The following is a 26,233-nucleotide window of genomic DNA, read 5'->3' on the forward strand; positions in this document are numbered from 1 at the left end:
CGTGGTTGAAGCCTGGGGTGCCAATCCGGCGCTGAATGAAATCTAGTTCCGATCAGTCCGGTTCACCAGATAGGACGCTAACGAGACCTCGGAAATGCCCCGGTTTGGCAGATCACTTCTGAATAACCTCTATAACCGAATCAGCTAAGCGAGGCGGCATGCCTGGTGGCGACCAGCGCCTTGGCCTGGGTCAATGAGCGTGTTGCAAGGCAGATCAACGGCAGGGTCAGAAGCGCCAGCGTCGCACTCGAAAGCCATACGCTGTGGCCGCCGAAGCGACCATACAACTGCCCACTGAGTACCGGCGACAGCAATGCAGTGGCGCTCCAGCCCATGAAAAACAGACCAAAATACTGACCGCTTTTGCCACCCTGCGCGTGCCGCATGACCAGCACATTCATCGGCGGCATGAAAAAAGCTTCACCCAATGTCCAGATCACCGTCGACAGAAACACTAACGGTCAGCACGCCGCTTGTCGCGCTCAAGAACATCGAGATCTCAAAATACGGAGTCGTCCTACAGTCTCTGGAGCTGCCGTAGGCTGCGATCTTTTGACTTCGCTTTTTTGAGTCCAAAAGATCGCAGCCTTCGGTCGCTCAGTTCGATTAGAAAATGGTCGGTTGTAAAACCGCCTTCGCGAGCAAGCCCGCTCCCACAGTGGGATTGGGTGTGGTCTGTTGGAGATTGGTCGGCTGTCAGGCCGCCATCGCCAGCAGGCTGACTCCTACAGTGGGATTGGGTGCAGGCAGTTGGAGAATGGTCGGTTGTGAAACCGCCTTCGCGAGCAAGCCCGCTCCCACAGTGGGATTCGGTGTGGTCTGTTGGAGATTGGTCGGCTGTCAGGCCGCCATCGCCAGCAGGCTGGCTCCTACAGTGGGATTGGGTGCAGGCAGTTGGAGAATGGTCGGTTGTGAAACCGCCTTCGCGAGCAAGCCCGCTCCCAAATTGGGATTGGGTGTGGTCTGTTGGACATTGGTCGGCTGTCAGGCCGCCATCGCCAGCAGGCTGGCTCCTACAATGGGATTGGGTGCAGGCAGTTGGAGAATGGTCAGCTGTGAAACCGCTTTCGCGAGCAAGCCCGCTCCCACAGTGGGATTGGGTGTGGTCTGTTGGACATTGGTCGGCTGTCAGGCCGCCATCGCCAGCAGGCTGGCTCCTACAGTGGGATTGGGTGCGGGCAGTTGGAGAATGGTCGGTTGTGAAACCGCCTTCGCGAGCAAGCCCGCTCCCACAGTGAGATTGGGTGTGGTCTGTTGGAGATTGGTCGGCTCGGAGGCCGCCATCGCTGGCAAGCCAGCTCCCACAGTGGGATGGGTGTGGTCTTTTGGAGATTGGTCGGCTGTCAGGCCGCCATCGCCAGCAGGCTGGCTCCTACAGGAAAGCAAAAGCCCAGCGCATGCTCTTCACCACTCAAATGGCCGAGTGTCAGCTCGCCGAAAGCTCTTGATCTTGATCTTGATCTTGATCCACGGGCGACATCGGAAGGCTGAGTGGAGGGATTGATCCGGGGGTGGGAGCGTAGCGACCGTTTGGCGCAGCCAAACACAGCGAGAGGAGGTGCAGCGAAGCAAACCGTAGGCGCTGCCCCCGGATCGGTCCCGGAGCGAAGGAACCCCGAGCCCCAGCGAGCGGGCCGAACGCAGGAGCAAGCCTTTTTGGTTACTTTTTCGGCGTCTGGAAAAAGTGACCCGCCGTAAGGGCGGACCCCTAATCCGCCATCACCGAAAAAACGGATATACACCCAAACCACCCGAAGCCTGGTCGGCCCGAAGGCCGCCAAGACAAAGCCCAAAAAAAGCCCCCAAGGCATACACCTCAGGGGCTCCAGACAACTCAGCTCAACGCTTAGTGATGCTCACGCGTCGCACGGAATTTCACATCCGGCCACCGCTCTTCCATCAACGCCAGGTTAACCCGCGTCGGCGCCAGGTAGGTCAGGTGCCCACCGCCATCCAATGCCAGGTTCTCCACAGCCTTGTTGGAAAACTCCTCAAGCTTCTTCTTGTCGCTGCATTCAATCCAGCGCGCGGAATACACAGTGATCGGCTCATAAGAGCACTCAACCTTGTATTCCTCCTTCAAGCGGCTCGCGACCACATCAAACTGCAGCACACCCACGGCGCCAAGAATGATGTCGTTGCTGCGCTCCGGGAAGAACACCTGAGTCGCGCCCTCTTCAGCCAGCTGTTGCAGGCCCTGACGCAACTGCTTGGACTTCAACGGATCACGCAAACGCACACGACGGAACAGTTCCGGGGCGAAGTGCGGGATGCCGGTGAAACCGAGGACTTCGCCTTCGCTGAAGGTGTCGCCGATCTGGATGGTGCCGTGGTTATGCAGACCGATGATGTCGCCGGCGTACGCCTCTTCCAGCTGTTCACGCTCGGAGGAGAAAAACGTCAGGGCGTCGCCGATGCGCACGTCCTTGCCGGTACGCACGTGGCGCATCTTCATGCCTTTCTCGTACTTGCCGGAGCAGATACGCATGAAGGCGATGCGGTCACGGTGTTTCGGGTCCATGTTCGCCTGGATCTTGAAGATGAAGCCCGAGAACTTCTCTTCCACCGGCTCCACAGTACGCTCGTTGGCGACACGGGCCAGCGGACGCGGGGCCCAGTCAACTACGGCGTCGAGCACGTGGTCGACCCCGAAGTTGCCCAATGCAGTACCGAAGAACACCGGGGTCAGTTGACCGTCGAGGAACTCCTGCTGGTTGAACTCGTGGCAAGCGCCCTGCACCAATTCCAGCTGTTCGAGGAAGCGATCGTACTCGTCGCCCAGGTGCGCGCGCGCCTCGTCGGAGTCGAGTTTCTCGATGATCTTGGTTTCGGTGCGTTCGTGACCGTGACCGGCGGTGTAGACAATGATGTAGTCGTCGGCCAGGTGATAAACGCCCTTGAAGTCGCGGTAGCAACCGATCGGCCAGGTGATCGGCGCAGCCTTGATCTTGAGGACCGCTTCGATCTCGTCGAGCAGTTCGATCGGGTCGCGGATGTCGCGGTCGAGTTTGTTGATGAAGCTGACGATCGGCGTGTCACGCAGACGGCAGACGTCCATCAGCGCGATGGTCCGTGGCTCAACGCCTTTACCGCCGTCGAGCACCATCAGCGCCGAGTCGACCGCCGTCAGGGTGCGGTAGGTGTCTTCGGAGAAGTCTTCGTGGCCCGGGGTGTCGAGCAGGTTGATCATGTGTTCGCGATACGGGAACTGCATGACCGACGTGGTAATGGAAATACCCCGTTGCTTCTCCATCTCCATCCAGTCGGATGTCGCATGGCGATCGGATTTACGGGATTTCACCGTGCCGGCCACTGCAATCGCCTTGCCCATCAACAGGAGCTTTTCGGTGATCGTGGTTTTACCGGCATCGGGGTGGGAAATAATGGCGAAAGTGCGGCGTTTCGCGACTTCGGCGGCCTGGTTGGTCATGGGAAATCGCCTGGCGGTGATTCAAAAAAGGGCCGCGATTATAGCCCAACTCGATGCAATAACCGAACCGTTGAGCACATTAAGGGTGGCCAAATGCTGCCCCGGATGGGAACCTTTTAAAGCACGGAGACGTCCATCCCCTGTTACGACATTTCGTCAGGGGCTGAAAAATCAGCAAGTTAGCTTGACGAGGCTGCGCTCATGGCTCGCTTTCAGACCGCTTGTTGCCGGTGCTGAGGGAGCTGCTTCTCGCGAACGTTTATTCCCGGCAGCCAGGCATGGCATGCCACTCGGGACTGCGTTCGCCGACTACAAGAAAAGGAGTCCGCCTGTGGCTATCCGCTATGGCAAAGGGCTGATGGGAGGTGCGGTGGTTATCGCGCTCCTGGCCCTGCTGGTCCACTGGATCGGCATCAACACGATCGAACACTACCGCGACGATTTGTTGTTTTACCTGCAAGCTCATCTGATTCTCGTCCTCGCTTCAATGCTGGCCGCCCTTGTCGTGGGCATCCCCGCCGGTATCTTCCTCAGTCGCCCGACCATGGTCGGCCGCGCTGAACGCTTCATGCAGATCTTCAATATCGGCAACACCGTGCCACCGCTGGCCGTACTGGCGATTGCCCTGGGGATTCTCGGCATCGGCAGTGGCCCGGCAATCTTCGCTTTGTTCCTCGCCTCTCTGTTGCCGATTGTGCGCAACACCTACGAAGGCCTGAAAAACGTCCAGGGTTCGCTGAAAGAAGCCGCCGTCGGCATCGGCATGACCCCGCGCCAGGTGCTGTGGAAAGTTGAATTGCCCAACGCCGTGCCGATCATCATCGGTGGCGTGCGCGTGGCACTGGCGATCAACGTCGGCACCGCGCCGCTGGCCTTCCTGATCGGCGCCAACAGCCTCGGCAGCCTGATCTTTCCCGGCATCGCCCTGAACAATCAGCCGCAACTGCTGCTCGGCGCCGCGTGCACCGCGCTGCTGGCCCTGCTGCTCGATGGCGTGGTCACCCTCGCCAGCCGTCTCTGGCTGGAACGCGGTTTGCGCCCGTCTTAAGGCTCTTGCGAAGGAATATTTATGAAACGATTTAGCTTGATCTTGAGCTGCCTCCTGCTGTTTGCAGGATTGGCCCAAGCCGCCGAAAAACCGGTAATTCGCCTCGGCGCCCGGGTGTTCACCGAGCAGACCCTGCTCGCGGAAATCACCGCGCAATACCTGCGCAGCAAAGGTTACGACGCGCAGATCACCGGCGGTCTGGGCAGCAACCTCGCCCGCAGCGCTCACGAAAGCGGGCAACTGGACATGCTCTGGGAATACACCGGCGTGTCGCTGGTGGCCTACAACCATGTCACCGAAAAACTCGACAGCGAACAGTCCTACGCCCGGGTCAAAGAACTCGACGCGAAAAAAGGCCTGGTCTGGCTGACCCCGTCGAAATTCAGCAACACCTACGCCCTCGCCCTGCCGAAAAAAGTCGCCGAGGAGTACCCGCAGATCAACACCATCAGCGACCTGAACAAGGTGTTGCGCGATGAAGCCAAGACTAATCATCTGGTGGCGCTGGACACCGAGTTCGCCAACCGCTCCGACGGTCTCGACGGCATGGTCAAGCTCTACGACATGAACCTCACCCGTAAGAACATCCGGCAGATGGACGCGGGGCTGGTCTACACCGCGCTGCGCAACGGCCAGGTGTTTGCCGGTCTGGTCTACACCACCGACGGCCGCCTGAATGCCTTCGGCCTGAAGTTGCTGGAAGACGACAAGCACTACTTCCCCGACTACACCGCCGCGCCGGTGGTGCGTCAGGCCTACCTTGATGCACACCCGCAACTGGCCGAGCAACTCAAGCCGCTGGCAGAACTGTTCGATGACGAAACCATGCGCCAGCTCAACGCGCGGGTCGACGTCGATCACGAAAGCCCATCGAAAGTGGCCGCCGACTTTCTGCGCCAGCACCCACTCAATTAAGGAGGAAAAGTCATGGAATTTCTGAACGCCTTTTCCCACCTCGACTGGCAGCAGGTGATGCACCTGACCTGGCAGCACATCACCCTGGTTGGCATCGCGGTAACGCTGGCGATTTTCATTGGTGTGCCGCTGGGCATTCTGATGACGCGCTTCCCGAGCCTCGCCGGTCCCTTGCAGGCCAGCGCCACAGTGCTGCTGACCGTGCCGTCGATTGCGCTGTTCGGCCTGCTGCTGCCGTTCTACTCCAAGTTCGGCCAGGGCCTCGGGCCGATGCCAGCGATCACCGCGGTGTTCCTTTATTCGCTGCTGCCGATCATGCGTAACACCTACCTCGCCCTGACCGGCGTCGAGCCGGGCATCCGTGAAGCCGCACGCGGCATCGGCATGACCTTCGGCCAGCGCCTGCGCATGGTTGAGTTGCCGATTGCGGTGCCGGTGATCCTCGCCGGGGTGCGCACCGCGGTGGTGATGAACATCGGTGTGATGACCATCGCCGCGACCATCGGCGCCGGTGGCCTGGGCGTGCTGATCCTCGCCTCCATCAGCCGCAGCGACATGTCGATGCTGATCGTCGGCGCGCTGCTGGTCAGTCTTCTGGCGATCTTCGCCGACCTTCTCCTGCAGTGGCTGCAACGTACGCTGACTCCAAAAGGACTCCTCAAATGATCGAACTTCAAAACCTCAGCAAGACCTTCCAGAGCAACGGCAAAGATGTCAAAGCCGTGGACTCGGTGAGCCTGACCGTCAATGAAGGCGAAATCTGTGTGTTCCTCGGGCCATCGGGTTGCGGCAAAAGCACCACGCTGAAAATGATCAACCGCCTGATCAAGCCGACCTCGGGCAAGATCCTGATCAACGGCGAAGACACCACCGACCTCGACGAAGTGACCCTGCGCCGCAACATCGGCTACGTGATCCAGCAGATCGGCCTGTTCCCCAACATGACCATCGAAGAGAACATCGTCGTGGTGCCGAAACTGCTCGACTGGGACAAACAGAAATGCCACGACCGCGCCCGCGAACTGATGAGCATGATCAAACTGGAACCCAAACAGTATCTGCACCGCTATCCGCGTGAACTGTCCGGTGGCCAGCAACAGCGCATCGGTGTGATCCGCGCATTGGCCGCCGATGCGCCGCTGTTGCTGATGGACGAACCGTTCGGTGCGGTCGACCCGATCAACCGCGAGATGATCCAGAACGAGTTCTTCGAGATGCAGCGGGCGCTGAACAAGACCGTGATCATGGTCAGCCACGACATCGACGAAGCGATCAAACTCGGCGACAAAATCGCGATTTTCCGCGCCGGCAAACTGCTGCAGATCGACCATCCGGACACCCTGCTCGCGCACCCGGCAGACGATTTTGTCAGCAACTTCGTTGGCCAGGACAGCACCCTCAAGCGTCTGCTGCTGGTGAAGGCTGAAGACGCAGCCGACAACGCGCCATCGGTCAGTCCGGAAACCCCGGTGGCCGATGCGCTGGAATTGATGGACGAGCATGACCGCCGCTACGTGGTGGTCACCTGTGCCGAGAACAAGGCGCTGGGTTACGTCCGTCGTCGCGACCTGCACCGCCAGACCGGCACCTGCGCGCAGTATCTGCGCGAGTTCAACGCCACCGCGGCGTACGACGAACATCTGCGCATCCTGTTGTCGCGCATGTACGAGTTCAACCGTTCGTGGCTGCCGGTGATGGATGCCGAGCGGGTGTTCCTGGGAGAGGTGACGCAGGAGTCGATTGCGGCTTACCTGAGCTCGGGGCGTTCCCGTGGGATGAAGACCAATATCGTCTCGCCGGCTGAGGCCGTGGTTGCCTGATCGATTAAAAGGTCGCACACCGAACCTGTGGCGAGGGAGCTTGCTCCCGCTGGGTCGCGCAGCGGCCCCTCTTTTCAAAAAAAGCGGGGGACTGCTTCGCAGTCCAGCGGGAGCAAGCTCCCTCGCCACAGGTTTTTTGTGTATTCAAAGACTGGAAAAGAATATCAACACCGAGGTGTGTTCTGGTACTGCAAAACCTTCCGTCACACCGATCAAAATCCCTCTCAACCCGCCCTCTCGCCGCCAACGTCGCCGATGTTGCGCCTATCGCACTTACCCACGACTTAGCCGACAAAAGCATCGAACGTGCAGGTATTTTTAACACATGAAAATTCTCGGGGAACATCTGTCCGTCATCTCGGTCGGCTACAAAGAGTGATATCCGCGACGTACGTCAGAAGCGTGCAGAAACGCGACATTTTTAGTTGATCTCAGGCCCCTCACGCCCTAAAGTTCGCGCCGAACGTCCATGCTGGAAACGATCCATCCGGCTCAAGTACTGACGACGAGACAGCAAGGCCAAGGGAAAAAAGCTGCATTTCCCATGGCCTTTTTGCTTTCGGCGACATGCCTTGGGAAGTAGGCGAACCAAAGTGGGGATACGGAGGGCGTTCATTTGCACCCATTGATTAACTTAGTTTGCCAGTAGGAGTTCCCAGCATGTCGATCCAGGTCGAAGACTATTTCGCGCGCGAAACCTTTCAGAAAATGAAGGCGTTCGCCGACAAACAGGAAACCCCGTTCGTGGTGATCGACACCGCGATGATCAGCCAGGCCTACGATGACCTGCGCGCCGGTTTCGAATTCGCCAAGGTCTACTACGCGGTCAAGGCCAACCCGGCTGTCGAGATCATCGACCTGCTCAAAGAGAAAGGCTCGAGCTTCGACATCGCCTCCATCTATGAGCTGGACAAAGTGCTGAGCCGTGGCGTCAGCCCGGACCAGATCAGCTACGGCAACACCATCAAGAAATCCAAGGACATTCGCTACTTCTTCGAGAAGGGCGTGCGCCTGTACGCCACCGACTCCGAAGCCGACCTGCGCAACATCGCCAAGGCCGCGCCGGGTTCGAAAGTCTATGTGCGTATCCTCACCGAAGGCTCGACCACCGCTGACTGGCCACTGTCGCGCAAGTTCGGCTGCCAGACCGACATGGCCATGGACCTGCTGATCCTCGCCCGTGACCTGGGCCTGGTGCCGTACGGCATCTCGTTCCACGTGGGTTCGCAACAGCGCGACATCAGTGTCTGGGACGCGGCGATCGCCAAGGTCAAAGTGATCTTCGAACGCCTGAAAGAAGAAGACGGCATTCATCTGAAGCTGATCAACATGGGCGGCGGCTTCCCGGCCAACTACATCACCCGTACCAATAGCCTGGAAACCTACGCCGAAGAAATCATCCGCTTCCTCAAGGAAGACTTCGGTGACGATCTGCCGGAAATCATTCTGGAACCGGGCCGTTCACTGATTGCCAACGCCGGTATTCTGGTCAGCGAAGTGGTACTGGTTGCACGTAAATCCCGCACCGCCGTCGAGCGTTGGGTTTACACCGATGTCGGCAAGTTCTCCGGCCTGATCGAAACCATGGACGAAGCGATCAAGTTCCCGATCTGGACCGAGAAGAAAGGCGAGATGGAAGAAGTGGTCATCGCCGGCCCAACCTGCGACAGCGCCGACATCATGTACGAAAACTACAAGTACGGTCTGCCGCTGAACCTGGCCATCGGTGATCGTCTGTACTGGCTGTCGACCGGTGCGTACACCACCAGTTACAGCGCCGTCGAATTCAACGGCTTCCCGCCGCTGAAATCGTTCTACGTGTAATCGACACCTCAGAGTAAAAAAGGTTCTTCACGGAATCCCGGGAAACACAGAAACAAGAACGCCGATTTGATTGATGATGTTCGTGCGAGCAAACACATCTAACAAACCGGCGTTCTTATGCGCGATATTAATACTTTCCTTCCTTTTTGGGAGGGCTTTTCTGTTGTCACGATCAAGCCTGATGGCGACGCGCTTCAGATCGACCTGATTCCCCACGCCACCCGATTCCCTTCCTGTAGCGGCTGCCAAAAAACCTGTTCAACCACGCATGAGTATTGCGAGCGAACCGTCCGCGATTTACCGATTCTCGGCCGTGCGGTGCGCCTCAGCGTGTTGCTCAGGCGTGTTGTCTGTCGTGACTGTGGTAAACGTATGGAGGCCGTCAGTTGGCTGGACCGCTATGCCCGCATGACGCGGCGTTTGGCCGAGGCGGTCATTCAGGCCTGCGAACGCCTCCCCACACTGCATGTGGCTCAACTGTTCGGGTTGCATTGGGACACCGTTCGGTTGCTGGAGCGTCGAGCCTTGCAAGCGGCGTTGAGCGTTTTGCCAAAGGCGCAACCGCGACGTCTGGTGATGGACGAATTCGCCCTGTTCAAAGGTCATCGTTACGCCAGCGTGGTGCTGGATGCGGATACACGCCGCGTGCTGTGGATCGGTGAAGGCCGCAGCCGAGCAGCGGTCAGGCCTTTCTTCGAAGAATTGGGGCCAGAGGGTTGCGCTCGCATCGAAGCGGTGGCGATGGACATGAACACCGCTTTTGACCTGGAGGTTCGTCAGCACTGTCCCAACGCGCGAGTGGTCTACGACCTCTTCCATGTGGTGGCCAAATATGGCCGAGAGGTGATTGATCGGGTTCGCGTCGACGAGGCTAACCGGTTGCGTCACGACAAGCCGGCCCGCAAGGTTATCAAGCAGGCGCGATGGCTGTTGCTGCGCAATCCGCAGAACTTGAAAACGCCGGAACAACAGGTCCGCCTGGAGGATCTGCTGGCGGCCAACCAAGCGTTGATGACGGTCTATTTGATGAAGGCTGAACTCAAAACACTCTGGACTCCGAGTACTGCCTGGGGTTGGCGAGCGGCCTGGAAGCAATGGCTGCGCCATGCGCATGAAAGCGAAATTCCAGCTCTGATCCAGTTCGCCACACGGCTAAAGGGTTACTGGCGGGGCATCGTGAGCCGGGTTCGCTGGCCGATGCACACCGGTCAGTTGGAAGGAATAAACAATCGAATAAAGGTCATCAAGCGGATGGCGTACGGTTACCGGGATAGCGAATTCTTTTTCATGAAGATCAAGAGCGTCTTTCCCGGTAATCCGTGAAGAACCGTAAAAAAGGCCCATTGAATGGGCCTTTTTTATTTTTTCAGCCAGTTTTCGAAGTGCGTCAACATCTGCAAAATCTCATCAGCGCCCTCCAGAGCCGATTCGATCTTGAAATTCAGCAGCCCCATGGTGGTCATATTTTCGGTTTGTGTGAGGGCAGTGCCCAAGCCTCTCGCACGCTCAGATACGTTTCTGAGGAACACGCCCATCTGAATATTCAGCGGTACGAACTCATTGAAGAGTTTAGCGATATCGGCCTGAAACTCGGCAGCCCTGATCGTGGGGTCTGAAGAAGAGTAAGCAATGTCCCAGGGAGGCGTTGTCGCAGAATTCCTGAACAACTCTTGCGCGACAGTCGGTTGTGGATGACAGGCACACGACTGCCAACCCATTATCTTGATAAATGCCGCGTTCAATCCAAATGATGCCTCGCCCAGCATGTCAATCTGGCCCTCAATCGGATTGATTACTCCGCTCAAGCTCCAGAAACAATTACCCAACTGGTGAACCAATCCTCTGGGGCTGGTCGGTGGAGACCGTCCCCAGTCCGTCGAGCGATACAGACTGTAACTTGTTACGTCAACCTGACTGACAGGTGCGCGTTTCGATGTTCTCTGTGTTATTTCCAAAGATTCACGTCCAAACGTATCCAGGTCACTCAAATACCGACTGGTCAAACTCCGCAGGTCTCTAATTCGCTCCCAGCTACCTTGCAGATATTGTTCATAAAAGTTAACGCGGTTCAGGCGCGTATCCCAGGACAGGTCTGCGCGTTGATGACCACTTTTTCGTCGCGCCTCAAATACAACTGGCGTGCTGTCGTAGGTCGGTATCAACAGACCCAGCCAACGGGTATAGCGATTCAGCACCTCGCGCTGCGGCGCCGAAAACTCATAACTCACTGAATTCATATTTCCTGTGCAGGAAGTGGGCGAGGGTTCGCCCACTTCCTCACCTCCTTGTTATTGGGAAATTGATTTCAGAACGTTAACGGCTTCGGCAATCCGGGCAATTGCAGAGTCTGCGCGGCCGTCCACCGGCATCGAAGTGTCCTGGGTAAACTCAGTAGAGAGCAGATCAAAGTAGTTGATCAGGCTGGCAAACTCATTGGCGTACTTCGAACGTTCGTCGTCCTGCTCGTCCAGCGTAGTGACCAGTTCGATACGCCCAACAATCCGAGTGCCATCGTTGAGGTGCCTGCGCAACTGAGCGCGCATTTCAGCTGCTTTGTCGCTGAGTCGACGGTACGCAGCCAGCATGTTGAGATAAGAAATCGCCTCACCAATACCAGAAATCAATTTTTTCAGGGTATCAATAGCTAACATGGCGATTTGAACTTGCGGAGGCGCCAGACCCAACGCCTTCAGATTTTCAAGCGATAACTGGGCTTCCTGGCCAATTTTTTCGATACCCGCCTTGGTGATCAGATCAATTGCATCGGAAATAGACTTTATCTCAGCAGTGAAGGCTGCAATTTTCTCTTCGGATTGGGTCTTGAGTTCCTCGTTACTGACACGCTCTTCTTCCAGCTTGACGATCCACTCCGCCGACGCCTTGCGGTCATAGACTGCGCCAATGCTCTTGTGGATATTTTTCAAGTCTCGAGTTTGCGCAGAGACTTTAGCGAAAATATCTTTCAGCTCCACCTCCATGTCCTCGCGCACCTCTTCCGCATCCTCCGGAGAACTCAATTCTTCCTGATAGGATTTTAAATTCCTCTCGGACAGCACCAGACTGATGCTTAGTCTCTGCGCCTTGTCGCGCAATTCAAAAGTTGCCTTGTTCAACGCCAGTGCCACACCGTTCATGGCCCCGACAGTGCCGGGCATGTAATCGAATTGCTCAAAGAGCATTTGCGCAGTAGTGTTCAGTTGCTGCACGGACGCATTGTGTTCGCGCAGCTTTTGCATATTGAACGCTGGTTCTGCAGCATTGATCGAAAAATTTTGCATTGCAGCTCTACTCCGAATCGCGACATTATTGTTTTGGTATTCTTTATCGGCTTCCGCAAACACCGCCAACAACTGATCGGCCTTGGATTGTATTTGCTCCCACGGAGCGATGATTTGAATTATCTGATTCTTGAAAGCGCGCAACGTCACGGACTCGTCGATTTCATTGACTTTATTAATAGAGGCAATGACATAATCACCGAGCGCGTTCCAAACCAGCATGAGGTTTTGCGTTGCTACATCGGCCTCGATCGCAACATAACTAAGGTTTTGCAGATCATCACGAACTTTATTCAGCGAACTCAGCGTCTGGTTCTTGCTGGCCATTTTTTGATTATCGGCCTGCTGCAGTTGCTTCAACGCATTACGTTCACGGCGTATTTTTTCAGCTTTGACACCTTGATAGATAGCCATGACCAGTCCACCAATGTTAAGACCCGCCGCATCTCTGATCGCATCTTGAACCAACTTTTCATATTGTTTGTTCAGCTTATCAATCTCAGCGGAACGCTGATCCATTTGACCTTGCAACTCTTTGATATCGGACGCGTACGTATTCCTGGAAACGAACTCCAGTCGCAGCTTGATTTCCGGCAGAACAGACTCTCGCATATCGGTGCCGAAACGATCCAGTTCCCCGCGTACGTGTTCGGCTTTTTGATGACAAAGCCTGATTGCTGACAGCAAGTCATTCAAATAACTTCGAATATCGGCGATATCGCCAGGCGCAAGATCAAGATCTGGCAGCCCAGGCATTTGCCGTTGAAGTTTCAGGTATTGTTCAACAGTAGTAATATCATGCTCTTCCAGATATTTAGAAGCCTTGAGATCGTTATACACTTCAACAATGGCATCACCCGTTCCGATGATGCTGCCAGCAAATATCTTCAGATCATTTCCCGTCAGCATTATTTTCTCGCGCAGAGGCGACCAGCGTCGCGCATGCTGATAGGTCGTGGTAAAAGTTCGCAAAAAATCCCGAGCAGTGCGTCCCACACCACCGTCATCACCGGAGCCATAGTTAAGATAGGCAATGACGTCGTCCAATTGAATCGGCAGGGACAAACCTAGCGCCTCATACCTCCTCAAATTGTTTATTTGCTCTTTGGTCACATGGAGACCGGTGTCCCGGTTGTATTCTTCGCCCTCACCCAACGAAGCGTTCACAAAAAGCAATGGGGCTTTTGCGGCGGCCCCAACCATCTTGTCATTTAAATTCTGTTCCATCGGAGACTCCTTGTCTTCTTCGGATATTAATATTGATTATTCACTTACAGCGTTGGCGCGCTCATCCGGAGCGCAATCAAATCAACGCCACGCCTCAACTTAGATCGACAAAAGCAGCGCATGCAACCAATCAAATATTAAAATTGAATACACAAACATCGTCTTGCGACTGACAACCAGCCACCCATGCAAAAAATTACAAAAAACGACAAATCATAACCAACAACAAGTCACAATCAATACATGTACTCAACAGCAAATCCGGATTTAACCTAAGGACTCAAACAACACTTCAAAGGAATTGAAAGTGCAACCCATCTCAAAACCGCTCATCACCAAAGATGACATTCGAAAAATAAAAAACTACATTTCCGCCGCCAAGGCATTGCCGCGCGATATCGAAGATGTCGAAAGGCAATTGAAAACAAAACGCACCGGCATCATCGGTCTGGAGTTAACCGACATTGTCGAACTCAATCACACGATGATTAACAATGCCAATTCCTGGACAGATATCGAATATTCGATGAGGCACGTGGCCGGCAGCCTCGCTACCTTCTCGGAAGACCTGGAAAGTTTCGGTCAGGACATTATCGACGCGATCGTGACCATGCCGGGCTACATCAACTTCATTGGCACTATCAACTCGCTGAGTGAAGAAGAGATAAACAGTCTGCCGCCGCTGGAAATCGGTCGGGAAGAAAAGAACCGATTCGGTTCCATCCAGGAATCACTGGCGTTCATTGCACGGTCGATCGAGGACAAAAAGCTCAGCAGCCGGGACATCAATGAGCGCCTGAAATACTTCAAGGCGGAGCTCAACGACAAGGTCGCCGTCAGAATTGGCGAAAAACTGAAACTGGCCGGCGATGCGCAAATCAACCGACAGCTTACCGAGTTGAATGCCGCCATTGATCTTGCCGAGCAGCGTATTGCCGAGAAGACCAGAGAGTCCAATGCTGATTTTTTCGACTACATCTTCGGCACCATCGTGGTTTACACCGGTGGCGGACCCGCCTGGCATCGGCACGTCAACCTGGAGCAGGCAATCCACTTGCGTCCGCTGATCGAGCAACGAGATTTGCTGGCCGAGCAGGTCAAGCAAAAAAACATTCTTGCCGGCACGCTCATGGAGTTTCAGTCGAGCTTGAGCAGTATGTCGATCTATGTCGAGGGCGCCGTCAATAGCACCTCACAACTTGAGCAGCTGTGGAGCGAAATTACTCAGTACATCAACGCCTCGCAAAACACAGTAATGGGCATGCATGAATTCCTGACCCTCAGAACTTTTGTCGCGAGTTTCAAGGTTGTTCTCAAGAACTGGAAAACCGTCCAGAACAACTCGAACCTGCTTATCAGCGCTTTCGACTAACGCCATCCATCCAAGCGAGAATAATTTCCCATGACAACCATTGCTTACGCCCTGCCCGATCTTGGCCGCCTTAACGAAAGCCGCGAGGCGATTCGTTACCAGGCGATCATCGGCTCCGCCAATCTGTACATCAAAGCCCTGAGCGATGAATTGCTCAGCTTGAATACCGCCGTCAGCGATCTGGATCTCGCGGCTGCCAACGCCATCACCACGGCAATCTCTGTACTGGAGACAGACGAACTGAGCGAGAACCTGCAGGCCCTGGCCAGCCTCGGCGAGGCTGAATCCACCCCTCAGGCTGCAAACGCACGCAAGCTTTATTCGCAGGCTGTTACAGGACTGATCAGGCTGTGTATCGATCAAATGACCACGCTGCACTTGTCACTGCACAACGGTGTATTCGGTGTGCAGAGCATCGCCATCAGCAACAACCGTTTCCGACTCGAGGAACTGGCCACCGCCAAAGTCGATCTGGACCGTGAATACACCGCCGAGAAAATCCCGCTGGCTCAATTGAAAGACGATGAGGCGGTTCTGAATCTGGCCATTGCGGAGTTTGAAAAACTGACAGTCATCGACCGAATCAAACCGCTGTTCGAGCAACTCAAGGCGATGTTCAGCGGCAAACCCAAAAGCCCCGAAGCCCTGGCGCTGGAAGCTGGACTGCTCGTCGCCACCAAGTTTCTTGACGAAGGCAACGAGTTGATCAAATACAAGGACCTGCTCAGAGCGCGACAGATCCTGCAGACGCGCCTCGACCAGCGCGAGGAGCGTGTGGCCTCGCTGGCCAAACAGCTGCGGGACAACGATGACAAGAGCCGTCAGTTGACTGACACTCAGAAGGTCCTGCCCCACCGGCAAACCTATGTCAGCGAAACCGGTAAATTGACCGAAGCGCTGTCAGCGTTTCTCAGTGCTGTCACTGCTTCGCCCAACGACAATATCCTGCTGCGCGGCGAGCGAGTGCTCGAGCACAGCCAGGCCCTGCGCAATTATCTGTATCCGCTGCAGGGACGCTGGTTGCGTGGCTGATTGATCGCGCCTGCCTTTCACGCCTGATGAAGGGCAGCCGCTCCGCCAGCGAGGACCGACAGACGCTGACGGTACGCCTCGCCCATGGCGCGTATCTGCGGATGCGCGGAGGTCAGCAGCGACTCGCTGCTGACCTGTAAGAATTTCACGTTGCCGATCACCAGGGCTTTCTCAAGCCATTGCAATGCGTCATCGAGGCGCCCTGCTTCTGTCAGGATCGCGGCATGACTGAACTGCCCACGAAAATCCCCGGCCTCGGCCGAACGTCGATACCAGTCGTGCGCTGCTGCCGGATCGGCCTGGCAGGCCATACCCTCTTCCAGATAACGTCCCAGCAGGTTCATCGATTTGGCGTGGCCGGCTTCGGCGGCGCGCTGATACAGCGCCAGCGCCTGAGCATGATCCACCGCCACACCACGCCCGGTCGCGAGCAGATTGGCCAGGTTGTACATCGCCCAGTCCAGGCCGGCATCCGCGGCCATTCGATAATGCTGCGCGGCAACCGCAGCATCCGCCACACAGCCCCAACCATGCTCATGGCAGCGACCGAGCATGTTGCGCGCCATTAAATGCCCCTGGCCGGCAGCGATAGCAAACCAGCGCAGCGCCAACGGTTGATCCTGAGCGATGCCACGGCCGTCGAGCAGGATCTGCCCGAGCAATGCCTGCGCTTCGACAATGCCCTGACCGGCCGCGAGCAGAATCGCCTGCGCGGCACGGGCCGGACTTTCTTCGAGCATGGCGCTGAGCTGTGCACCGTCGAGCACTTCCTCGCGCCGCAGTTGAAAACTCATACCTCGACCCAGCGCCGCAGCAGATTGTGATAGGTGCCGGTGAGGCGGATCAGCGACGGGTGATCGGGCATGTCTTGAGTCAGTTGCTGGATCGCCCCGTCCATCTCGAACAGCAAGGCGCGCTGGCTGTCTTCGCGCACCAGACTTTGCGTCCAGAAGAACGACGCATAACGCGTACCGCGCGTGACGGCATTGACCTTGTGCAGGCTGGTGCCGGGGTACAGCACCATGTCGCCGGCAGGCAGTTTCACCCGCTGGGTGCCGAAGGTGTCCTGGATCTCCAGCTCGCCACCGTCGTAGTCCTCGGGTTCGCTGAAAAACAGCGTGGCCGACAGGTCGGTGCGCACCCGTTCGATGCTGCCCTTGGGCTGGCGTACAGCGTTGTCGATGTGAAAATCGAAACTGCCGCCCGCCGTGTAGCAATTGAGTAACGGCGGGAATACTTTGTGCGGCAGCGCGGCAGACATGAACAGTGGGTTTTTCCACAGCCGTTCGAGCATCGCCGCACCGACTTCCTTGGCCAGTGGATGACCTTCAGGCAGTTGCAGATTGTGCTTGGCCTTGGCCGACTGATAACCGGCGGTGATCTTGCCATCGGCCCAGTCAGCCTGCTCCAGCGCCTCGCGGATGCGCTGCACTTCGTCTTTGGCGAACAGGCCGGGAATGTGCAGCAGCATGACGAACGTACCTGATGGCAAAGGGGTGCCAATGGTATTGATTCTTATTGGCTGTGTAAAACCCGCACGACGGATGAATCGGCAAAAACCGTAAGGCCAAATTGTAAAGAATGTAAATTCGTCGCGAATAACAATATTTCGCAATTGATACGAATACCTGTTTACCCTATATTCCGCCGCCTCAAATCCTTGGGGAGGGGAATAAAAATGTCACGTCAACACGCACAATTGCCGGTCAGTTCACCACGTCTGCTGGCGTCGGCCATTGGTGTCGCCATTACTGCCGGCTCCGCTGGGCACATGGTATTTGCAGCCCAGCAAACCGATGAAAAAGCCTCTGGCAATGCGATTGCACTGGATGCCACCAGCGTTGTTGGCGAGCAGCAGGACACCTCCTACAAAACCGATGCATCGCAATCGAAGAAATACACTGCACCGCTGCGCGAAACGCCAAAAAGCGTGACCGTCATCCCGCAGCAGGTTATCCGTGACACCGGCGCCACCAGCCTGGTCGACGCGCTGCGTACGACGCCCGGCATCACCTTCGGTGCCGGCGAAGGCGGCAACCCGGCCGGTGACCGCCCAATCATTCGTGGCTTCAATGCCGAAAGCGACGTGTTCATCGACGGCATGCGCGACCCGGCCTCGCAAAGTCGCGAAATCTTCGACGTGGAATCGGTCGAAGTCAGCAAGGGCCCAGGCTCGGCCTTCACCGGCGCCGGCTCCACCGGTGGCAGCCTGAACCTGGTGAGCAAGACCGCCAAACTGGGCAGTTTCTACAACGGTGGTTTCACCTGGGGTTCAGACCAGACCAAACGCACCACGCTCGACCTGAACCAGCAGATGACCGACACCTCGGCCTTCCGCCTGAACCTGATGAAGCATGAAGCCAACGTTGCCGGACGTGATGGCGTGGACGTCAGCCGCTGGGGCGTGGCGCCGACCTTCTCGTTCGGCCTGGGTACCGACACTCGGGTAATCGTCGGTTACTATCACAACGAAACCGACGACATTCCGGACTACGGCATCCCGCTGACCTCCAGTTCGAATCGCAGCAAATACCACGTCGACAAACCGGCCAACGTCAACCGCGACAACTTCTACGGCCTCACCAGCCGTGACTATCGCCAGACCAGCGACGACAGCGGCACCTTCAAGATCGAACACGACCTGAACGATGACCTGACCGTCTCCAACAGCTTCCGCATGTCGCGCTCGACCTTGGACTACATCGTCAGCAACCCGGACGACAGCAAGGGTAACGTGGCCAACGGCAGCGTCTATCGTGGCGCCAAGAGCCGCAACTCGACGTCCAGCGGCTGGGTCAACCAGACCGACCTGAGCGCCAAATTCAACACGGCCGGCATCGAACACAGTCTGGTCACCGGTCTGGAGTTCTCCTATCAGGACACCCACAACCGGCCGTACGTCCTGACCTCGTCCGCCAGTGGCACCACGTGCAACGCTGCGCTGTTCCGCTCCGGCGACTGCACCAACCTGTACAAGCCCACCCCTGGGGATAACTGGGCGGGCAAAATCACTGACAGTGCCGCATACACCGATACCGACACCAAAACCGCAGCGGCCTACGTGTTCGACACCCTGAAGTTCAACGAGCAATGGTCGTTGAACCTGGGCCTGCGCTACGACAACTATCAGACCGAATCCAGCGGTTACAGTACCGGCGGGCGCGGCGCGGTGGCGGGCAACTTCTCCCGCGAGAACACCAGCGACCTGCTCAACTACCAGATCGGCGTGGTCTACAACCCGCTGCCTAATGGCAGTGTCTACGCGGCCTACTCCACCTCCAGCAACCCGGCCGGCGAAACCAGCGGCAACGGCAGCCTGGAACTGGCGGCGAACAACAGCGACCTGGACCCGGAAAAAAACCGCAACTACGAGATCGGCACCAAGTGGGACTTCTTCGGTGACGACCTGTCGCTGACCGCTGCGCTGTTCCGCACCGAGAAAACCAACGCACGCATCGACGATCCGGACGGCGCCACCACCCAGGTGCTCGACGGCGAGCAGGTCGTCAATGGTCTGGAACTGACCTACAGCGGCAAGCTGACACGCAACTGGAAAGTCTTCGGCGGCTATACCTACATGGACAGCGAAGTGGTCAAGACCACGCTCGCCGCCGACAAAGGCAACCACATGCCGAGCACACCGCGAAACAACTTCACGCTGTGGTCGACCTATGACCTGATCCCGGAAAAACTGACCATTGGCGGCGGCGCCACCTTCGTCGACTCGCAGTTCGGCAACGTCGCCAACTCGGTGGAGATCCCGTCCTACTGGCGCTACGACGCCATGGCCAGCTATGCCCTGACCAAGAACGTCGACCTGCAACTCAACGTGCAGAACCTGACCGACAAGCGTTATTTCGACCAGGTGTTCCAGACCCACTACGCCCACGTGGCGGCGGGTCGGACAGCATTGCTGAGTGCCAACTTCCACTTCTGACCAACGCTGTAAATGTGGAAGAACCTTTAGGAGTGAGCCTGCTCGCGATGAGGTCGTGTCTGCCAGCGAATGGATTGACTGATCCACCGCTATCGCGAGCAGGCTCACTCCTACAAAGGTATGCGCCGCAAGATCATGGCCCCGTTCATTCCATTGAACGGGGCCTTTGTGCGTAAAGAAGAACGCTTCTCGACAACCCACGGCATAATGCGCGCCGTGATGACAATTTTTCGAACGGACAAGGCGAGCGACGTGTTGAAGAAAACCCTGTTCCAGTTGCACTGGTTTTTCGGCATCACTGCCGGGCTGGTGCTGGCCCTGATGGGCATTACCGGTGCCGCCTATTCGTTCCAGGACGAAATCCTGCGGGCGCTGAACCCGTCGGTGTTGCAGGTGGAAAAACAGGTCGCCGGCGTCCTGCCTCCAGTCGACCTGGTGGAACACATCGAAGCGACTTCCGGCAAGAAAGTCTCGATGCTCTGGGTCGAGACCGACAGCGGCAACGCCGCGCGCGTCTACTTCACTCCGCCCAAAGGCGAACGTCGTGGCGAGATGCGCTACTTCGATCCCTACACCGGCGAGTTCATGGGCGACGCGGTTGGCCAGGACTTCTTCGGCCTGATGCTGCAGCTGCACCGTTTCCTCGCCATGGGCGATACCGGACGCAACATCACCGGCGCCTGCACCCTGATCCTGTTGTTCTTCTGCCTGTCCGGGCTGTACCTGCGCTGGCCGCGACAGTGGAACAGCTGGCGCGTGTGGCTGACCCTCGACTGGAAGAAAAAGGGCCGCAGCTTCAACTGGGACCTGCACTCGGTCGCGGGCACCTGGTGTTTGCTGGTGTATCTGCTGCTGGCGTTGACCGGGTTGTCGTGGTCCTACGAGTGGTACAACAAAGGCCTGACCAAACTGCTTTCCGACGCGCCGCAAAACGAGCGCGTGCGCGGTGGTCGCGGCCCGGCGCCGGAAGGTCCGGCACCGACCGCCGATTACGCGGCGATGTGGAGCAGCATCTACAGCGCCGCCGGCCCGGGCCTGTCGGCCTACAACATCCGCATGCCGCCAGTGGCCGGGCAACCGGCGACCGTGTTCTATCTGCTCGACAGCTCGCCGCATGATCGCGCGCTGAACCAGATCACCCTCGACCCGGCCACCGGCGTGGTCAAACGCGTCGATCGCTACGCCGACAAGAGCTTCAAGGCGCAGCTGTTGACCAGCATTTACGCGCTGCACGTCGGCAGCTATTTCGGCCTCGTCGGACGGATCATCATCACCCTCGCCGCCGTGTGCATGCCGCTGTTTTTCATCACTGGCTGGCTGCTGTATCTGGATCGCCGACGCAAGAAAAAGCAGATTCAGGACGCGCGCAAAGGTCTTGAACAACCGACCGGCAATGCCCCTGGATGGCTGATCGGTTTTGCCAGCCAAAGTGGTTTTGCCGAACAACTGGCGTGGCAGACCGCCGGGCAATTGCAGGCCGCCGGGTTACCGGTGAAGGTGCAGCCGCTGGCGAATGTCAGCGCAGAGGATCTGCGCGAATCGAACCACGCGCTGTTCGTGGTCAGCACCTTCGGCGACGGCGAAGCACCGGACAGCGCGCGCGGTTTCGAGCGCAAAGTGCTGCGCAACGCCGCGCACATCGATGGCCTGAACTACGCGGTGCTGGGACTCGGCGACCGTCAGTATGCGCACTTCTGCGGCTTCGCCCGGCGCCTGCATCAGTGGCTCGGCGAACATGGCGGCAAGACCCTGTTCGCCCCGGTCGAAGTCGACAACGGCGATCCGTACGCCCTGCGTCACTGGCAGACTCAACTTGGCCTGATCACTGGTCAAGCGCCGGTCGACACCTGGCAAGCGCCGAGCTACGACAACTGGACACTGCTGCGCCGCGACCTGATGAACCCCGACAGCAGCGGTTCGCCGGTGTACCTGTTGGGCCTGAAGGCGCCGAGCACCAGCAGCTGGCTGGCCGGCGATCTGGTGGAAGTGTTGCCGCGCAACTGTGCGTGGGCGATCGAGCATTTCCTCGACGGCCTCGGCATTCGTGGCGAAACACCCGTGAAGATCAACGGCCTCGAAGAACCGCTGGAAGTCGCCCTCGCCAGCCGCCAGTTGCCGGAACATCGCGCGCATCTGGTCGGCCTGCATGCGCAGGCGCTGGTGGATGCGATGGTGCCGCTGGCGATGCGCGAATACTCGATCGCCTCGATTGCCGCCGACGGCGTGCTGGAACTGATCGTGCGTCAGGAACAACACAGCGACGGCAGCCTCGGCATCGGCTCCGGCTGGCTGACCGAACATGCGCCCGTGGGCGGCAGCATCAGCCTGCGCGTGCGGCGCAACAGCGGGTTCCATCTGCCGAATGAACCGCTGCCGATGATTCTGCTGGGCAACGGCACCGGCCTCGCCGGGTTGCGCAGCCTGCTCAAGGCACGCATCGCCGACGGTCAGCAGCGTCACTGGCTGCTGTTTGGCGAGCGCAATCGCCAACATGATTTCCTCTGCCGGGCGGAGCTGGAAGAGTGGTTGATCAATGGCGATCTGGCGCGCCTGGACCTGGCGTTTTCACGGGATCAGGCGCAAAAGATTTACGTCCAGGATCGCCTGCGCGAATCCGCTGACGAGCTGAAAAAGTGGCTGGCTGACGGTGCGGTGATCTACATCTGCGGCAGCCTGCAGGGTATGGCCTCTGGCGTCGATCAAGTGCTCAACGACGTGTTGGGTGCAGCCGAAGTCGAGCGCCTGATCGAACAGGGCCGTTACCGCCGCGACGTGTACTGACACCCATCATTCCCCTGTGGGAGCGGGCTTGCTCGCGAAGGCACCGTGCCAGTCGATATCAACTTCGCTGACACACCGTCTTCGCGAGCAAGCCCGCTCCCACAGGTTCCGCAGCGTCTAGACGGGCTGCAGCTTCTGCTCAAACACCGCCACCCCATTCAAATCCCGCAACACCACACTCATCTCCCCGCTCTGCCCTTCGATATTCACCTCGCCAAAGAACTGAAACCCGGCAAACGGTGAAGCGTTCTGCGTCGGCGGGGCCTTCTGGAATACCACTTCCGGGCCGAAGGTCTTGTCCAGCGGATTAGGCCCGAAGCTCCCGGCATTCAGCGGCCCGGCGACAAACTCCCAGAACGGCTCGAAATCCTGAAACGCCGCGCGCTCCGGGTGATAGTGATGCGCCGCGCAGTAATGCACGTCCGCGGTCAGAAACACGAAATTGCGCACCTGTTGCGCACGCAGGAAACCCAGCAACTCGGCGACTTCCAGCTCACGTCCTTGCGCCGGGCCGGGATCGCCGTTGGCCACCGCCTCCCAGCGCGCCACGCCCGGGCTGACTTCACCGTCGGGCACACCGAGGCCGATCGGCATGTCGGCGGCGATCACCTTCCACTGCGCCTTGGAGTGCTTCAAGCCGCGCTTGAGCCAATCCAGCTGCTCACGCCCCAGAAACGGCTTGGCCGCGCCGAGGTTGTCGTCGTTGGCCCCGCGATAACTGCGCATGTCGAGTACGAACACGTCGAGGATCGGCCCGTAGCTGAGCTTGCGATAGATCCGTCCGCCGCCATCGGCCGCCTGCAAACGCATCGGCGAATATTCCAGCCAGGCCTTGCGCGCACGGCCGACCAGGGTGTGGATATCTTTTTCCTGATAGCGCTCGTCGAGTTGCTTGCCCGGCGACCAGTTATTGACCACTTCGTGGTCGTCCCACTGCCAGATCTGCGGGACTTCGGCGTTGAAGCGGCGGATGTTTTCGTCCATCAGGTTGTAGCGATAGTTGCCGCGATAATCGTCGAGGGTCTGCGCGACTTTGCTCTTGGCTTCGGTGGTGAGGTTGCGCCAGATCCGCCCGCCTTCGGTGGTCAGTTGCGCCGGCACCGGGCCGTCGGCGTAGATGGTGTCGCCGCTGTGGATAAAGAAGTCCGGCAAGCGCAGACGCATGGATTCGTAGATGCGCATGCCGCCGATGTCCGGGTTGATGCCGAAGCCTTGGCCGACGGTGTCACCGCTCCACACAAAACGGATATTGCGCCGCGCCGTCGGTGCGCTGCGCAGGTGGCCGAGCCACGGCTCGCTGGCGACGCCGGTTTGTGCGTCCTTGAAATACACCCGATAGAAAATCGCCTGATCGGCGGGCAGCCCGGTGAGTTCGACCCGGGCGGTGAAGTCGGTGCGCGCATCGGCCAGTGCCGAGACTACACGGCGCGGGTGGCGAAACTGGCTGCGAGTGTCCCACTCGACCACCATCCGCGCCGGGCGGTCGCTGCGGCTCCAGATCATCGCGCGGTCGCCCTGCAGGTCGCCGGACTGCACGCCGTCGGTGAGTTGTGGCCGATCCTTGACCGACGCGATCACTGCCGGCGCCAGCCCGGGCATCAGCAGCCCGGCGCCGACCACTTGCATGACCCGACGGCGCCCAAGGTTGAAATCGCTCATGCTGTTCTCCCTGAAAAAAGGAAAACTTAAGCACGCGATGATGAATCCGGCATGACAACACATCCCCCCTGTGGGAGCGGGCTTGCTCGCGAAAGCGGTGTGTCAGTTAAAGAAATATCGACTGACACGAAGCCTTCGCGAGCAAGCCCGCTCCCACAGAGGTGTTGCAGTGTCAGGCGTTGACGGGTTCGACCGCCAGTTCCGCGGCTTCCGGACGCTTGACCGTTGCGTAAACCACCGCCGTCAACAGACTCCCCGCGACAATCGCCAGCAGATACAGCAACGCATGATTGATCGCATTCGGGATCGCCAGCACAAACAAGCCACCGTGCGGCGCCATCAGTTTGCAGCCGAAGTACATCGACAACGCGCCAGTCAACGCACCACCGGCGATGCTCGCCGGAATCACTCGCAGCGGGTCTTTCGCGGCAAACGGAATCGCCCCTTCGGAGATGAAGCACAGCCCCAGCACCAGCGCCGCTTTACCGGCCTCGCGCTCGGTCTGGGCGAACTTGCGGCGGGCGATGAAGGTGGCGATGCCCAGCCCGATTGGCGGCACCATGCCGGCGGCCATGGTCGCGGCCATCGGGGCATAACTCTGCGACGCTAGCAGCCCGACCGAGAACGCATACGCGGCTTTGTTGATCGGCCCACCGAGGTCGACGCACATCATGCCGCCGAGCAATACACCGAGCAGGATCGCGTTGGTGGTGCCCATGCTGTCGAGAAAATGCGTCAGCGCCGCAAGCATGCCGGCAACCGGTTTACCGACCACGTAGATCATCACCAGCCCGGTGAACAGGCTGGCGAACAACGGAATGATCAGAATCGGTTTCAGCGCTTCAAGACTTTGCGGCAACGCGACATAGCGACTGATGGCCTTGGCCGCATAACCGGCGATGAAACCGGCGACGATCCCGCCGATGAATCCTGCGCCCAAGGTGCTGGCGAGCAAGCCACCAATCATCCCCGGCGCCAGGCCCGGGCGGTCGGCGATCGAGTAGGCGATGTAACCGGCGAGCAGCGGCACCATCAGCTTGAACGCGGTCTCACCGCCGATCTGCATCAGCGCCGCCGCCAGCGTGCCCTCTTCCTTGAACGCGGTGATGCCGAACACGAACGACAAGGCGATCATCAGACCACCGGCCACCACCATCGGCAGCATGAACGAGACACCGGTCAGCAGGTGTTTGTAGACCCCGGTTTTCTCTTGTTTGGCCGGCGCCTTGCCGTCGCTCGCAGTGCTCTCCACCTGAGCTTCGGCGAGGGCTTTTTTCAGGGTCGCTTCGGACTGCTTCAAAGCAATCCCGGTGCCGCAGCGGTAGATTTTCTTGCCGGCAAAACGCTCGGTGGCGACTTCGATGTCCGCCGCCAGCAACACCACGTCAGCCTCGGCAATCGCCGTCGCGCTGAGCGGGGTTTTCGCGCCGACCGAGCCTTGGGTTTCGACGTGCAATTCATAGCCCAGACGCTTGGCCGTTTGCTGCAACGCTTCGGCCGCCATGAAGGTGTGGGCGACGCCGGTCGGGCACGCGGTGATGGCGACGATGCGCGGCGCACGTGGCGCAGCGGCAACCGGGGCGGCATCGCTGGCGACATAAACTTCAGCCTCCTCAGCCCCTCGACGCAACACCGCTTCGACATCTTGCAGGGCTTGCGCCGGAGCGATGCGGAACACGCGCTTGCCGACGAAACGGCGCATGTCGATGTCACCGGTGACCACCAGCAACACCCACTCCGCCGCTTCAATGGTGGCGGCCGACAATTCGCGCTCCGGGTGCGCCGCATCGACCACTTCAACGCTGGTGCTCCAGCCCTGACGCTGGGCCGCTGCATCGAGTAGGCGGGCGCACAGCACACTGGTGACCATGCCGTTCGGGCAGGCCGTGACAATGGCTAGTTTCATGACA

Annotated in this window: 17 protein-coding genes and 1 pseudogene; 10 read left to right on the plus strand and 8 right to left on the minus strand. The window is 58.4% G+C overall.

Annotated features, from left to right (window positions below; all coding sequences use genetic code 11):
- Positions 1-140: 140 nt before the first annotated feature.
- Positions 141-449, minus strand: a pseudogene (locus JFU48_RS03030) (MFS transporter); the annotation flags it as partial.
- A gap of 1,397 nt (positions 450-1,846) precedes the next feature.
- Positions 1,847-3,430: a peptide chain release factor 3 gene (locus tag JFU48_RS03035; protein ID WP_027610807.1), complete on the minus strand. Its 1,584-nt coding sequence runs from the start codon at positions 3,428-3,430 to the stop codon at positions 1,847-1,849.
- 358 nt (positions 3,431-3,788) lie between these two features.
- Between JFU48_RS03035 and JFU48_RS03040 the strand changes: the two genes are divergently transcribed.
- The 6 genes from JFU48_RS03040 (at position 3,789) to JFU48_RS03065 (ending at position 10,360) form a co-directional block, all read left to right on the plus strand.
- A complete protein-coding gene (locus JFU48_RS03040; RefSeq protein ID WP_177327464.1) occupies positions 3,789-4,478 on the plus strand; it encodes an ABC transporter permease in 690 nt (229 codons plus the stop codon).
- Between the two features lie 21 nt (positions 4,479-4,499).
- Complete coding sequence (locus JFU48_RS03045; protein WP_103486524.1) at positions 4,500-5,393, plus strand: glycine betaine ABC transporter substrate-binding protein; 894 nt, start codon at positions 4,500-4,502, stop codon at positions 5,391-5,393.
- 12 nt (positions 5,394-5,405) lie between these two features.
- Entirely contained in the window at positions 5,406-6,059 is a 654-nt protein-coding gene (locus JFU48_RS03050) for an ABC transporter permease (RefSeq protein WP_003221593.1), read from the plus strand.
- Positions 6,056-7,213 carry an osmoprotectant ABC transporter ATP-binding protein OsmV gene (locus JFU48_RS03055; RefSeq protein ID WP_201135812.1) on the plus strand — a complete coding sequence of 386 codons (1,158 nt, stop codon included), beginning with the start codon at positions 6,056-6,058 and terminating at the stop codon, positions 7,211-7,213. The genes JFU48_RS03050 and JFU48_RS03055 overlap by 4 nt, the downstream gene beginning before the upstream one ends.
- 660 nt (positions 7,214-7,873) lie before the next feature.
- Positions 7,874-9,037 carry a type III PLP-dependent enzyme gene (locus tag JFU48_RS03060; RefSeq protein WP_003221589.1) on the plus strand — a complete coding sequence of 388 codons (1,164 nt, stop codon included), beginning with the start codon at positions 7,874-7,876 and terminating at the stop codon, positions 9,035-9,037.
- A gap of 117 nt (positions 9,038-9,154) precedes the next feature.
- Positions 9,155-10,360 carry an ISL3 family transposase gene (locus JFU48_RS03065; RefSeq protein ID WP_201135813.1) on the plus strand — a complete coding sequence of 402 codons (1,206 nt, stop codon included), beginning with the start codon at positions 9,155-9,157 and terminating at the stop codon, positions 10,358-10,360.
- A gap of 35 nt (positions 10,361-10,395) precedes the next feature.
- Here JFU48_RS03065 and JFU48_RS03070 read toward each other — a convergent pair whose 3' ends face one another.
- Complete coding sequence (locus tag JFU48_RS03070) at positions 10,396-11,310, minus strand: hypothetical protein (RefSeq protein ID WP_201135814.1); 915 nt, start codon at positions 11,308-11,310, stop codon at positions 10,396-10,398.
- Positions 11,311-11,325: 15 nt separating this feature from the next.
- Positions 11,326-13,542 carry an alpha-xenorhabdolysin family binary toxin subunit A gene (locus JFU48_RS03075; RefSeq protein WP_201135815.1) on the minus strand — a complete coding sequence of 739 codons (2,217 nt, stop codon included), beginning with the start codon at positions 13,540-13,542 and terminating at the stop codon, positions 11,326-11,328.
- 307 nt (positions 13,543-13,849) lie between these two features.
- On the opposite strand from JFU48_RS03075, the gene JFU48_RS03080 reads away from it, so the two are divergent.
- Both JFU48_RS03080 and JFU48_RS03085 read left to right on the plus strand, forming a co-directional pair.
- A complete protein-coding gene (locus JFU48_RS03080) occupies positions 13,850-14,914 on the plus strand; it encodes an alpha-xenorhabdolysin family binary toxin subunit A (protein ID WP_201135816.1) in 1,065 nt (354 codons plus the stop codon).
- 30 nt (positions 14,915-14,944) lie between these two features.
- On the plus strand, positions 14,945-15,946 hold the full coding sequence (locus JFU48_RS03085; protein ID WP_003221584.1) for an alpha-xenorhabdolysin family binary toxin subunit B: 1,002 nt from the start codon (positions 14,945-14,947) through the stop codon (positions 15,944-15,946).
- Positions 15,947-15,963: 17 nt separating this feature from the next.
- Here the strand turns inward: JFU48_RS03085 and JFU48_RS03090 are convergent, their stop codons facing one another.
- Both JFU48_RS03090 and JFU48_RS03095 read right to left on the minus strand, forming a co-directional pair.
- Complete coding sequence (locus tag JFU48_RS03090) at positions 15,964-16,740, minus strand: tetratricopeptide repeat protein (RefSeq protein ID WP_201135817.1); 777 nt, start codon at positions 16,738-16,740, stop codon at positions 15,964-15,966.
- Positions 16,737-17,417 carry a Fe2+-dependent dioxygenase gene (locus JFU48_RS03095; RefSeq protein ID WP_103486518.1) on the minus strand — a complete coding sequence of 227 codons (681 nt, stop codon included), beginning with the start codon at positions 17,415-17,417 and terminating at the stop codon, positions 16,737-16,739. Before JFU48_RS03095 ends, JFU48_RS03090 begins: the two co-directional genes overlap by 4 nt.
- 207 nt (positions 17,418-17,624) lie before the next feature.
- Here JFU48_RS03095 and JFU48_RS03100 point away from each other — a divergent pair, with 207 nt between their 5' ends.
- Positions 17,625-19,883 (plus strand): TonB-dependent receptor, encoded by a 2,259-nt coding sequence (locus JFU48_RS03100; RefSeq protein ID WP_201135818.1) that lies wholly within the window; start codon positions 17,625-17,627, stop codon positions 19,881-19,883.
- 252 nt (positions 19,884-20,135) lie between these two features.
- Complete coding sequence (locus tag JFU48_RS03105) at positions 20,136-22,664, plus strand: PepSY domain-containing protein (protein WP_201137047.1); 2,529 nt, start codon at positions 20,136-20,138, stop codon at positions 22,662-22,664.
- Positions 22,665-22,781: 117 nt separating this feature from the next.
- Here JFU48_RS03105 and JFU48_RS03110 read toward each other — a convergent pair whose 3' ends face one another.
- Positions 22,782-24,323: an alkaline phosphatase D family protein gene (locus JFU48_RS03110; RefSeq protein WP_201135819.1), complete on the minus strand. Its 1,542-nt coding sequence runs from the start codon at positions 24,321-24,323 to the stop codon at positions 22,782-22,784.
- A 172-nt stretch (positions 24,324-24,495) separates the two neighbouring features.
- Entirely contained in the window at positions 24,496-26,229 is a 1,734-nt protein-coding gene (locus JFU48_RS03115) for a PTS fructose-like transporter subunit IIB (protein WP_201135820.1), read from the minus strand.
- Positions 26,230-26,233 lie beyond the last annotated feature (4 nt).

It is taken from the genome of Pseudomonas sp. TH49 (genome assembly GCF_016650625.1).
Classification (GTDB): domain Bacteria; phylum Pseudomonadota; class Gammaproteobacteria; order Pseudomonadales; family Pseudomonadaceae; genus Aquipseudomonas; species Aquipseudomonas fluorescens_H.